This is a genomic window from Cerasicoccus frondis, assembly GCA_031296915.1.
GTDB classification, from domain to species: Bacteria; Verrucomicrobiota; Verrucomicrobiia; order Opitutales; family Cerasicoccaceae; genus Cerasicoccus; species Cerasicoccus frondis.
In genome coordinates, this window is sequence record JAVDPC010000055.1 from 1 (window position 1) to 12,273 (window position 12,273).

The 12,273-nt window shown below is 56.1% G+C and carries 12 protein-coding genes; 3 read left to right on the plus strand and 9 right to left on the minus strand.

All coding sequences use genetic code 11. From position 1 onward, the window contains the following. Window positions 1-124: 124 nt before the first annotated feature. The 7 genes from RBB63_RS23190 to RBB63_RS23220 form a co-directional block, all read right to left on the minus strand. Entirely contained in the window at window positions 125-616 is a 492-nt protein-coding gene (locus tag RBB63_RS23190) for a nuclear transport factor 2 family protein (RefSeq protein ID WP_309387791.1), read from the minus strand. Beyond that, window positions 613-1,077 carry a hypothetical protein gene (locus RBB63_RS23195; protein WP_309387792.1) on the minus strand — a complete coding sequence of 155 codons (465 nt, stop codon included), beginning with the start codon at window positions 1,075-1,077 and terminating at the stop codon, window positions 613-615. The genes RBB63_RS23190 and RBB63_RS23195 overlap by 4 nt, the downstream gene beginning before the upstream one ends. Before the next feature lie 166 nt (window positions 1,078-1,243). Next, on the minus strand, window positions 1,244-2,575 hold the full coding sequence (hisS, locus tag RBB63_RS23200) for a histidine--tRNA ligase (RefSeq protein ID WP_309387793.1): 1,332 nt from the start codon (window positions 2,573-2,575) through the stop codon (window positions 1,244-1,246). Between the two features lie 60 nt (window positions 2,576-2,635). Next, a complete protein-coding gene (locus RBB63_RS23205) occupies window positions 2,636-3,511 on the minus strand; it encodes an EamA family transporter (protein WP_309387794.1) in 876 nt (291 codons plus the stop codon). Between the two features lie 135 nt (window positions 3,512-3,646). Further along, on the minus strand, window positions 3,647-4,618 hold the full coding sequence (locus tag RBB63_RS23210) for an NAD(P)/FAD-dependent oxidoreductase (RefSeq protein ID WP_309387795.1): 972 nt from the start codon (window positions 4,616-4,618) through the stop codon (window positions 3,647-3,649). Window positions 4,619-4,621: 3 nt separating this feature from the next. Continuing rightward, entirely contained in the window at window positions 4,622-5,521 is a 900-nt protein-coding gene (locus RBB63_RS23215) for a TIGR01777 family oxidoreductase (RefSeq protein ID WP_309387796.1), read from the minus strand. 274 nt (window positions 5,522-5,795) lie between these two features. After that, window positions 5,796-7,208 (minus strand): sulfatase family protein, encoded by a 1,413-nt coding sequence (locus RBB63_RS23220; protein WP_309387797.1) that lies wholly within the window; start codon window positions 7,206-7,208, stop codon window positions 5,796-5,798. A 153-nt stretch (window positions 7,209-7,361) separates the two neighbouring features. On the opposite strand from RBB63_RS23220, the gene RBB63_RS23225 reads away from it, so the two are divergent. Next, on the plus strand, window positions 7,362-7,997 hold the full coding sequence (locus tag RBB63_RS23225) for a ThuA domain-containing protein (RefSeq protein ID WP_309387798.1): 636 nt from the start codon (window positions 7,362-7,364) through the stop codon (window positions 7,995-7,997). A 5-nt stretch (window positions 7,998-8,002) separates the two neighbouring features. Here RBB63_RS23225 and RBB63_RS23230 read toward each other — a convergent pair whose 3' ends face one another. Continuing rightward, the gene (locus RBB63_RS23230; RefSeq protein WP_309387799.1) at window positions 8,003-8,836 is read right to left on the minus strand and encodes an RNA methyltransferase substrate-binding domain-containing protein; all 834 of its coding nucleotides are present in this window, start codon (window positions 8,834-8,836) and stop codon (window positions 8,003-8,005) included. 131 nt (window positions 8,837-8,967) lie between these two features. On the opposite strand from RBB63_RS23230, the gene RBB63_RS23235 reads away from it, so the two are divergent. Both RBB63_RS23235 and RBB63_RS23240 read left to right on the plus strand, forming a co-directional pair. Continuing rightward, window positions 8,968-10,233: a BaiN/RdsA family NAD(P)/FAD-dependent oxidoreductase gene (locus RBB63_RS23235; protein ID WP_309387800.1), complete on the plus strand. Its 1,266-nt coding sequence runs from the start codon at window positions 8,968-8,970 to the stop codon at window positions 10,231-10,233. Between the two features lie 129 nt (window positions 10,234-10,362). Continuing rightward, complete coding sequence (locus RBB63_RS23240) at window positions 10,363-11,340, plus strand: aldose epimerase family protein (RefSeq protein ID WP_309387801.1); 978 nt, start codon at window positions 10,363-10,365, stop codon at window positions 11,338-11,340. Here the strand turns inward: RBB63_RS23240 and RBB63_RS23245 are convergent. Next, on the minus strand, window positions 11,327-12,088 hold the full coding sequence (locus tag RBB63_RS23245) for a hypothetical protein (RefSeq protein ID WP_309387802.1): 762 nt from the start codon (window positions 12,086-12,088) through the stop codon (window positions 11,327-11,329). The two genes, RBB63_RS23240 and RBB63_RS23245, sit on opposite strands and share 14 nt — an antisense overlap. Window positions 12,089-12,273: the final 185 nt, after the last annotated feature.

Consider the following 12,273-nt stretch of genomic DNA (forward strand, 5'->3'; position numbering starts at 1 on the left):
CGACGCTCAAGCCGCCTTGCTGGACACGAAAAATCACTGCGGCCTGATCGGCCAATCTAGATGAAAAGTGCTCTAGCGCCCGGGGATGCCGGGAACACCATGAATAGCCTTCACTGAAACCACATCAGCTCAAAGGCTCGACCGACGAGATCAGCCAATCGCCATCAACTTTTTCCATTTCGATGCGATAGCGCCCCGAGTGTCGCTCGGAGTCTCCAGCCACGGTGGCTTTGCCGGTAATGGTGGTCGTGACAATCGCGCGGTTGCCATCGATCGTGACTTGGCGGCTGGACATCGAAACGTTCGCCTTGCTGGCGTAGGAAAAAATATACATGAACAAGCCGGATACGGCATCGCGGCTGGTGACAGCGCCCCGTCCAGGCCAGGCGATGAGGTAAGGGCTTTCCGTAAAGTAGCCAGCCATCGACTTGGCGTCCGTCAGTTGGGAGAGCTTGCCTGGGGGGGAGTCGTAGGAGAGCTTTTCGCAGATTTCATCGAGCACGGCATAGATTTCCGCCTCCGGTCCAGATTCGCCTGAAACGATAAAAAACAACGCGACTGCCGCCAGAATAATCGCGACCAAGGCGACCTTCAGGTTTTGTTGCAGCCAAGTCATCTGCTGCTCTGACTGGCCTTATACTGAGTCGTAGGCGTGTCCGAAAAACTATCAACCTGCCATGAAGACTGGAACTTTTTCAGGGTAACGGTATGGCGGTCAGTCCGCACTTCAGTCCCATAAAACGTATCTTGCCCCGGCGGATCGACCCGCATGTTTTGCAGCACAACCAAGGTCACGGTGTTTCCATCTTCAGACTTGGTCTTGTCTTTAAAATTATACCACGTGAAACGAATGTCGCCATTGACAAAATCCTTTCGCTGTTCGCGGGCCTTGAAAGGCTCCAATACCGCTGGCGACGTAACCAATTGTTTGATGCGGCTGGGTTCCGCATCCAACAAAGCATCCGCATATCGCTTATAGACCATGGCCTCGGAGCTAAAATTGGACACCAAGTAGGTGTAGCCCACGTAGCCGACCACTCCGACAAATAGAATTCCGATTAAACTTTTTAGCTTCATGCCTGCCTTGTAATGTAATTGTCACCATTGAGTATCAGCTGAAAAAATGAATGACAATACGAATTCCCATCATAGATACACTAATGAGGTGGGTAAACATATTATTAGCAGATAGTTTGCAAAATATGCAGAAGCGGGCTGCTCAGTCCCTCATGCTCGGCGGTAATCACCCCTCACGCCATAGGGCAAGAACGCTCCCCACTAGCTGATTGGCAGGCACGCTTTGCTGCTCGCCCGAGCGCATGTGCTTCACCTGCACGATGCCCTGCGCGAGCTCCTCCGGACCATACACCAAGGCGAAATCCGCCCCAGAGGCAGAGGCCTGCTTAAACTGCTTGCCCATGCCAACCCCCTTGTAATTGAGCTCGGCGCGCAGCCCCTGACGACGTAGTGCGTAGGCGTCGGCCAGTGCGGTTTTAAAGGCGTCGTCACCACTGTAGACCATGTAAATGTCAGCCTTGTCGATGAGCTTTGGCAGCCGGTTGACCTCCTCCAGTAAGTCCCGGAGCGTGACGTCGCCCATGCCGAAGCCTACTGCGGGCATGGCGGCGCCACCCAGCTTTTCGATGAGGTCATCGTAGCGACCGCCACCGGCGAGGGCGCGGCCTTTGCCAACGGTTTGGAAGGCTTCGAAGACGAAACCGGTGTAGTAAGCCAGTCCACGAACGATGCGCAGATCAACCTTGATAAAGTTATCCAAGCCTGCGGCGACAAGCAGGGAGAGCAGTTCGCGCCAAGCGTCGAGGCGGGTATTGAGCTTTTCGCGCGCCGCTTCATCCAGGTCCATTTTTTCGAGGTAAGCCTGGATCGCGCAGACGTCGGCTAACTCCTGAAAATCGCTGATCGCCTTGAGCGTGGCGGCGGGGTTTGCAGCACCGAGCTCAGCCAGCGCAGCTTCGGATTTCTCCGGCGGAATGCGCTCCATTTTATCAATGACCCCCAAGGCGCCCATGGCTTGTTCGCCCGTGAAACCGAGGCTCTCGATGAAGTAATACCAAAGATTGCGATCGCTCAGGCGGACAATGAATTCACCCGCGCGGAGCCCCTGATTGCACAGGCTTTCAACGAGCAGACCGATCACCTCGGCATCGGCGATAACGCCAGCCTCGCCCAGGATGTCGGCGTTAAACTGGTAGAAAGAGCGCAGGCGGCCTTTTTGTTGGCGCTCGTAACGGAAATTTTCACCTATGCTAAACCACTTAACCGGCCGGGGCAAGGCGTTGGCTTTGGCCCCAACCATGCGCGCGAGCGTGGGGGTCAGCTCTGGTCGCAGCGTGACCTGACGCCCGCCTTTGTCTTCGAAATTAAATAGCTGGCCGACGATTTCTTCGCCGCTCTTGGCGGTCAACAGCTCAAGAGATTCCAGGACTGGGCCGTCGTACTCCTGAAAACCGAAGCGCTTCGAAGTTTGCCGCCAGACCGAAAACAGGTGATTGCGCAGCGAACAATCTTCAGGGTAGAAGTCGCGGAATCCGGGAAGTGTTTTATAGGTGGCCATAGCTGTGTTACGGTTGAAGAAAAGCGGTAGACCGTAGCCCCTTCCGTCAGCAGCGCAACGCTAAATCAGCACCAGGGCAATGGCGGCCACCAGCATCAGCGCGCCTGCTAGACGGCGGCCCATTACCTGATTGCCTGCATCGCTTTCCCGGTTGCCGAACCAACTGCCAATGCGCCAGACGAACACGATCCCCCAGAGGCCGCGCGATGCGTAAATAATGTTCAGCGCCGTCGCATCGCCAAAAAACGCCAAAGCTGAGCCCAGGCAGGCTGACTGAATCGCCATGATCGACGCCGCGCCCAACAGCCAGGGCCACGCACGGCGGGGTATGTCTCGCAAACGCCCGTTGAAAAATGGAATCAGGAGCAGAGACTCAACCAGCATGACCGTCGTGATGGCCGACAAAAACCAGCCCGGGCTGAAGACCTTGGCGTACTTCATGACGAGGGCGTCCGTCAGGCCAAAGACCGCAGATGAGGCCAAGGCGAGCAGCGCTGTTTTCCAGACGGCATGGCGATTAGACCAGTCTGAAAAACCCAGCAGGAAAATCGCGATGGCCGTCATGCCGGCGCCGATCCACCATGTCACGGGCACGGGCCCCGCTCCAATGAGCACGCTGAACGCCGCAACAAAGACGACCTTGGTCCCCATCATCGGCGCCTGGATCGAGACGTCTCCAAAGCGGATGGCGGCAAACGTCAGCACGTTGCCCAGAAAGAAGCCGGTTCCAGCCAACAACGGCCAGTGGATTTCGTCCCAGTTCGGCGGTGAGTCGTCGAGTAAAATCAGCGGAGCAAAGACCAGGAACAGGCAAATGTTGGACACGAACGCCAAGCGCAGCATCCCCACCCCCTCTTGTAAGGCGCGTTTGCTAAACATCGACGACAGCGCATAGAGCGCCGCCGCAAATGCCGGGATAATGTAGTATGCGGGCATGAGGTGTTCGTTCGTTCGCCAAGTTACCTAAATTCGCCTCGAATAACAGCGTGCTTTACCACGTTGCGGCAATACTCATACCACAAATGCACAGGCGCGGGCATAGAACTTTTAAAGGCTTACCGGCGACAGCGATTAGGCGGAAGCGGCAATATCATCGGCCGCCAGTAGGCCGGACATCGCGGCGCCTTCCACTTTGGGCGCATGGAAACTGTCGCCCGCCATCCAGAGGCCGAGTGACGCAGCCGCAAAATAATCGCGATCATGCTCAGTCAGGCGATGGGCGTACTTCCAACGGTGTCCTTTGGCTGATGTGATCTTAGACTTCAAGTAAGGTCTTGCCGCCTCGACAAGGATCGGCAGACGCACTGCGTCGGGCTCGTCAAAGTATTGCTCGGCAAAGGCATGACCGCTGTGGATGGTGACTGCGGGCAAGTCTGATACGCCTTTCAGTTGGTTGTCCGCGATCCAGGATACCGGCTCCGGCGGGTTTAATTTTAGACGCCCAGGAGCAGGAAGCCCGCTCGGACCATCGAGTTCGACCATCGCCGCGATGGTCTTGGCGTATTGGATCGAGCGCAGGAAAGCGTCATCATCCGCATTCAGCGAAACCCCGCCTGCATCGAGGATTTCCAGCGCCTGCGGAACTGGTGCATTGATCAGCAGCTTGGGCGCGCGAAAGATATTCCCGTCTTCGGTTTTAAGAACCCACTCCTCGCTGGCATAGGTCGCCGAGACGACCTTGGCTTTCCGATGCAGCTCCAGCCCCTCCACGAGTTTCTTGGCCACTGCGGTCATGGAGGGGACCGCCGCGTAGCGGAGCATTGGCGCCTCGTTGGCAAACTGGTCAAACCACAGCTTCACGACTCTTTGCCGGAGCCATTGGTCCACCCAAGCCTTGAAACGGGGCTCCGTCACGGAGAAGAATTGCGCGCCGTGGTCGTAAGTCGCATCGCCATCGCGACGGGTCGCCATGCGTCCACCGACGCCGCGGCTCTTGTCGAGAATAGCCACCCGCAGGCCATGCTTGTCGGTGAGTTCACGCGCCGCAAGGAGTCCGGCAATGCCAGCGCCGATTACAAGGAGGTCGATTGAGTCGTTCGCCATAAATTATTTGAGCATGTGCCCCAGCGCGGCGTCCAGATTGGGGTATTGAAATCGAAAACCCGCCTCCAGCAGCCGGCGGGGAACCGTTGGCTGATCCGCAAAGAGCGTTTCATCAACCAGTTCGCCATAAGCCAGCTTGAGCGCCAATCGCGGCGCAGGAACTTTCGCTGGACGGTTCAAGACTTGCCCAAGCGTTTCGGCGAACTGCTTGTTCGATACGATCTCCGGCGAGCTAAAATTGTAAGCTCCGCTGGCGTCCTGATGGTCGAGGAGGAAGACGAGGCCATTCACGGCGTCGTCTAAGGCGATCCACCCCATGCGCTGTTTGCCATCGCCGACGGGCCCGCCTACGCCCAATTTAAATGGAGTCAACAATCGCTCAAGCGCGCCGCCATCGGGCGAGAGCACAACGCCAAATCTCGCAATGGCTACACGCGCGCCAACCGAGGCCGCTTCTTCGGCGGCGGCTTCCCAATCTCGGCAAATGCTGGCCAGAAATCCTTTGCCCAATGGTGCGGTTTCATCGGTTTCCTTGCCAGGCTTGGGCCCGTAGTAACCTGCTCCCGAGGCGCTGATCAAGACTTTCGGCGGCTGGTCGACTTTACGCATCGCGTCCACCAGCAGTTGAGCGCTTTGGATGCGGCTGTCGCGCAGCACTTGCTTACGTTCATCAGTCCAGCGTTCATCGGCTACGCCAGCGCCAGCCAAGTGGACTACCGCATCGACATTGTTCAATGACTCAGCGGGGAAAATCCCCTTCGCGACATCCCACACGACGCCTCCCGGCTGCTGTTTTCGGGATATCGGTATGACTGCATCTCCTCGCTCACGCAGCAGCTTGCACAGAGCGGTTCCTACGAGACCGGTCGCGCCGGTAATGGCTATGCGTTTGGGGTTGGACACGTTTTCAACATGCGAGCGCACGCGGCCTGCGCAACCTAATGGTGCACTTTATTTATCTCTAGATGAAAAGTGCTCTAGACACGAACAACCTCCGCTCGAAGAATTCAAGCGGAGGCCTTCAGTCGCCGCGCCTCACATTTGCGGGCTGGAGGCGCAGACGATGCTCGGGTGATTAGGTCCCGGGGTTAAAATGCTGCTGAGTCGATTATCGGCGGAAACTGCCGAAATTTAAATTTTGACCTCTCCTTTCTGACAGTAAGAGGACTTCCAGCGTTCAATATTCCTCAGTATTTTTAACCGGGCACGGCATTTCGACTGGAGCTTCGTCAATGCCACCAATGCGCAATTCCACCGGCAGGGCGCCAACACGCTGATAATACTCCGGCAAGCAATTCTCCACGAGACCTTCATTGATTAATTCGCTTTCCGACTGCAGGCCAAGGTCACCGGTTCGTTCGAGAAACTCAGTCAAGGCTTCACGGTGAGACTTGAGAATCTCCGCAAAATCAGGATCGTCCGCCAGATTATGAACGCAATCGGGATCACGCTCGATGTCATAGAGCTCTTCAGCGGGCTTTTGGGTTGCGAACCAAGCTGATTGCGCGGCGTTCAGCTTTCCTTCCAGGTTCAACTGGCGCATTTGCCGGGTGGTTGCCTGCTCCTCCATATAGCTGAGGCGCAAGGCCCAGGGGAGTTCAGGAAAGTCGTTTCGAATGTAATGATACCTACGACTGCGGGCCATGCGAATGCGGTCGAACACTTCGTCCATACGGTCACGACCGGCATAAATATAATTCGGCTCCGGCTGCTTATCCGGGCCGAGGAAGATGCGGCCCTGCGCCCCCTCGATTTGCTTGGCGCCACACAGTGAAAGGATGGTGGCGGAGATATCCAGCCAACTCACCAGCTCTTCACAAACACTGCCGGATCGGGTAAGACCGGGGGCGTTGACGATGAGTGGCAGGTGGACGCCTGCGTCGTATAACCAGCGCTTCTCGCGGAGGAGTCCACGCCCATGATCACTCAGATAAATGATGATCGTGTTGTCCCGCTGCCCGGACTTTTCCAGTGCGTCCAAAGCCCGCGCAATTTGCTTATCCTGTAAAATGAGTGACTCATAGTAGCGGGCGATGTCAGCCCGAATTTCTGGCGTGTCGGCGAGGTAGGCAGGGACCGGCACGGTGGATGGATCAACGCGCTCTGCTTCCTGAAGATGAGGCGCAACGTCCTTCTTAGATTTTTCCGGCCACATGCGGCTTTCGTGAGTGATCTCGAAGTTGTGGTAGAGCAGCCACGGCTGAGCCTTAAGCTCCCCTCCCGCCAGTGCATCAAACCAGTTGCAACGCTCGTCGGCAAAGGATTCGCGGGGCTCGAAATTGAAGTCGGTCTTATTGCTCCAGTTGACGTAGTACCCAGCTTCGCGCAGCGCTTCCGTGAACAGCTGAGGCGGGTTTTTGAGGGTTGAGCGCATGTGGTGCGCACCCTGGGAAAACGCCGTTTTGCCCATGATCAAAGCGGATCGACTCGGCGCGCAAACCGGCGCGGTCGAACAGGCATTGGCATAGCGTGCGCCGTTTTCTGCGATGGAGTCAATGGCAGGCGTACAATTGACAGGGTCGCCATAGCAGCCTTGGTGGCGGCCTGTGTCTTCGGCGACGAGGAGCAAGATATTCGGTCTCTGGGTCATCGTAAAATGTGGAAATTCAGTTTGCGAACTCACCATTAATCGCTCCTTTCAGGGAGCGTGTTGGCTGAGCCATATTATCACTCAACTGGTGGTTTGGCTTCGGGCAACCCTATTTGATTGCAAGCTTATCCTGAGTGCATCACACCGTTGGTTATGTCGAAGCATGCCCTTGTTTTCTATGGTGGCTGGGAAGGCCATCAACCCCTGACAGTTGCTCAATGTTTTGCTGATTCGCTAGCTCAAAGCGGATACGACGTAACGCTCGCCGCTGGCCTTGATTGCCTGGATGACGCGGCGCAATTGGCTCGTTACGATTTGATCGTCCCCTGCGTGACGATGGCAAAAATTACGTCCGAGCAGGAGAAGGCGTTATCTGATGCGGTGCACAGCGGTGTTGGAATCGCCGCCGCCCACGGATCTGGGGATGCGTTTCGCGGCGCGCTGACGTATTGCATGATGCTGGGTGGACAGTTCGTTTCTCATCCACATGTGGGCGACTATACGGTTCGCGTTACGCAGCCTGAACATGCGTTACTCGATGCCGTGCCCGCTTCGTTTCCCTACAATTCCGAGCAATACTACTTGGTCGTCGATCCGGGAATCGATGTCCTGCTCGCGTCTGATTACCTTTACGAAGGCAAAACAGTTGATATGCCGGTTGCCTGGACCAAAAGCTGGGGCGCGGGCCGGGTATTTTACTGTGCATTGGGCCACGATCCCAAGGAATACGACGCGCACCCATTTGTGTGGGATTTCATCGTCAAAGGCGCGCAATGGGCCTCTCGCTAGGGGTGCTACTTACCTTTTTCGGCCTTTTTAGCGGCTTGCCGGGCGCGGAATCCGCGATCCTTGCCTTGCTTGCCTTCAACGGTGAGCCAGGCGAGCAGCGTCGCCAGATTTTCTGAAGGCGCCAGTGGCAGAGGGCCTTTGGTTGGCACGTAAATGCGGTGCTCGCAAAGCGGAACCAGACGTTTGTCCAAGCCCTCGGGGCGGTCACTGACGATGAGCGCAGCTGAGCGCCCAGGCGCCCGCAGTGGCTTGGCCCAGTTGGGGCGGCTGGCGCCGGACCCTCCCACGCCTATCGAGAGAAAATACTTTTCCATCGGCTTAAAAAGCGGCACAAGCCGACCAATCTTGTAGCAGCGAATGTGCTCTAGAGCGCCTTGGCTGGCGGAGTAAACGGCGCCATCTACCGGAGCCTGCAACGGGGTGTCGGTGACAATGGCGCGCCGCATATTAAAGCTCACTGCGACCTTGAGCAAACGGCCAAACTCAAGGGGGTCCGCTACTTGGTCAATAATCAGCAAGGGCTCGCCGCTTTTCTGCCAATCGACAAGGTGTGAAATTTGAAACTGGGGCTTGAGCGGCGGATCGATGAAGGCGACGAGTCCATCGTGGTTCGGGTGCTTCACGACACGGGTCAGCCGGTCATAGGTTTGAGTCGAGTAGGAGCGCTTTTCGTCGGCCAGAAAGGAGCAGACTTCCCCCATGACGCCGAGATTTTCCTCTGTTAGCCATAGTTTGCGCAGCGCTTTGGGGCGGTTTTTGTAAACGGCGTCCACAGCCGCGCGTCCACAGATAATCCAGTCTTCGGCGTGTTGCTCGTCTTGGGTGGCAGGTTGAGTCATGCGCGCAGTCTCGGAGGATTGCCGCCTGCCGACAAGCACTGTTTGGAGAATTCGCCGCCACCGTATTAGGAATCTACTGAATGCAGCTCCGGGCTTGTCATTGCCCCGCGCGCCCCTCAAACACAATGCGGATGAGCAATCAAAAGCAGGATCTCCATTCGCATCAGGGAAAAAGGCGGCGCCTGGCCATCATTGGCGGTGGGGCGGCGGGCTTTTTTACTGCGTTGACTGCGGCGGAGACCAATCCTGACGCACAGATCACCATCTACGAACGCGGGCAGAAATGGCTCTCCAAAGTCAAGATATCCGGCGGTGGTCGCTGCAATGTTACGCATGCCTGCTTTGATCCCAAGGAGCTTTCAACGCGTTACCCACGGGGCGCGCGTGAATTACGGGCGTCGTTTCATCGCTGGCAGCCGCAGGATACGCTGGACTGGTTTGCCGAGCGTGGAGTGAAGATCAAGCGTGAGGATGATGGCCGCATGTTTCCAGTAACCGATGAATCGCAGACGATCATCGATTGCTTTCTGCAGACGTCGCAAGAGGCCGGCATCACCCGACTCAAGGGCGTCGGGCTGAAATCACTTGCAGTGCAAGAAACTGGTGGTTTTCAACTTGAGCTCACGGACGGCGGCATGGCGCAAGCTGACGCGGTTTGTGTGGCGGTGGGCTCGCTCAAGGCGTCGCCTTTGATGCGTGCGCTGGAATCGTTGGGGCATCAAATCGAGCCGCTGGCGCCTTCGTTGTTTGCCTTTAATGTCGCCGATAAGCGCACGCATGGTCTGGCGGGTCTTTCGGTGCAAGGAGCCAGCGTAAAAGTCGTTGACGGTGGTAAAGCGCAAACGGGCCCAATCCTCGTCACCCACCGTGGCTTCAGCGGTCCGGCAATACTCCGCTTGTCGGCATGGGAAGCGCGGGCGCTGCAGGAGCGCAATTACCACTTTGAAATCGCAATCAACTGGCTGGGCGCGATGACCGAAAATCAGGTGCGCGAGCAATTTAATCGTCTGCGCAAGAGGTCAGGCAAAAGCAACGTGCTGGGCAAGGTGTTTGAGGGCTTGCCACGACGATTGTGGGAGCGCCTGGTCAGCGTTTGCGGCATTGCGGAAGACACGCGCTGGGCCCAGCTCCCCAAGGAGCAGGAAACCGCGCTACTCAACGAGCTAATCGACGGACGCTACCAAGTGCAGGGAAAAACCACGAACAAGGACGAATTCGTGACCTGCGGTGGGCTGTGTCGCAAGGAAATCGATTGGCGGCGGATGGAGAGCAAGCTTGTGCCCAACTTGCACTTCGCTGGCGAATGCATCGATATCGACGGCATTACCGGCGGCTTCAATTTTCAGGCCGCCTGGACGACTGGTCGCATTGCTGGCGAAGCAATGGCAAACCCATAAACCAACAAAAACAAGCAAATATAATCATTTACAGTTAACCAGCTCTCAATGGCGTGAGGAGATATTACTTTACAAAGCCCGGGGCAGCTATAACGGTTTCTTCCTGAATCATCCGACCCCATGGATTTTATGATTAAGCATTTCGTTGTATTTTCGTTGTTCGCCTGTCTGAGCGTTCAAGAGCTGCCCGCAGACCAAACTTATCAGCGCAAACAAGACGGCTTTGAAGTATTGGGATTGCGCAATGACTATTGGTCCGTCGAGGTCGTTCCTGATTTGGGCGGCAAGCTAATCTCTCTCGCTGATCAAGTGTCTGGACGCGAATGGCTGTGGTCTCGAGAAGAAGACCGCCACTTGCTGGAAGCAGAGCAGTTCGGCCATGGTAATTTAATCGGCGCAGATGAGTTGTTCCCAAACCTGATTGCCGAAGAATGGGACGACCGTCAGTTGCCAGGGCACGGTGAATTATGGTCCAGCAAAACGAAATGGGACTGTGCCGCTCTCCAACAGGGCGTCATCCGCACTGAGGTTTCGCTGGAGTCCATGCCAATCGATTACAAACGGGAACTGAGCTTGGATGGGCGAGAGATTACGATCGAAATCACCGTAACGAATACGTCAGGGAAGGCGCTTCCCTTTCTGTGGGCCTGGCACCCCTTGTTTAACATCGAAGCAGGCGATGAATTTCTGATCTCCAGTCCGCCCGCAGAATTTCGCGTTATGGGTGCGCCGGGCCTGCCGGACCTGGGCGCTGGCGACACGTTGAGTTGGCCCGGTGAAGCGCAGGGAGTCGATTTGTCCACGCTTTCACTGGGAGACGTTCCGAAGGCCGGGATCAAGCTGTATTCTGACGCCCCTGGAGATTCTCAAGTGACGCTTAATAATACCCAAACAGGCGCTGGGCTTACGTTGGTTTCAGACACCGACTCGTTGCCATATATGGCAATCTGGCTGTCTCGTGGGGTTTGGGGGAATGCGCATCACTTGGCCATCGAGCCTACCAATCTGTCTGGAGAATCTCTCGAAACGGCAGTCCCCGCGTCCTACCTCGGGCCAAACGAGCAACGAGCTTGGCGCCTAAAGCTGGTGAACATCAGCGAGGATTAGCGACGACCTTGTAGGAAGAAGGCTTGGTAAAATAGAAACTCAGCATGCCAGAATTGCGACTTACCTCATCGACCTGGGCCGTCGCCAACGTGTCACCTTGAAAAGACGTTGTCACTTTGAAGGGCGCACGGAAACCATCGGCCTCCTGATATTCATTGAACACCATGACTAAGGGCGTTGCCTCCAGCGAAGGTCGATAATGCCGACGCGTTTCCAGAAAATTATTCGCATCGATCCAGATATCCAAAACATCGCCGAAACGGGTGCTGACCAATTGCACGTGGTGCTCGGGACTTCCCCCATCTTTCGCTTCAACTCCCAGGTATTTCGGCGTAAAAGCATAGCTCTCGGGGAGTTCAAAGGGGGAATAAAAGGCGTTATTCAGCCGGAAGAAGCGCAATTGCTTATCGGTCAGCCGAGTGACGCCCAGGCTTGGTTTACCAGACACCCAACGCCAGCCGTCTTTGCCATCGAACACTTGAATCACCAAGCCCTCCGGCGTATTTAGTGTATAGCGTATCTCGCCACTTTCACGTTGGATCAGCTCAAAATTTAAAGCCGCCCCCCCCTGCTCCACTTGGCCATTCACCGCAACGCTTCGCGTGTGCAGGTAGGTCAATGCATCCGCCCGCGCTTCGCGATAGCGCTTCTGCAAGTCAGTCAGATCACGCGAAAGCTGCGCATAGCCAATACTGGAAAACGCAAAGAACCAAAACAGCGCTTTGCCAAGGATCGAAAGAGGAATCATACGCGAAGAAGCACAGTATAGAGATAACTGCCTATGACGCAAAAGAAATTGCCAACCATTTAGCGCAATTTTAAGTCGCCTCTAGAGAGCACTTTTCATCTAGATTGACCGAGTCAGGTGGGGTAGAGATTGGATGCAGCGCAAGGCGGCTTTGATTGAGCGGGCTGGAAGCCCGTGATTGAAAT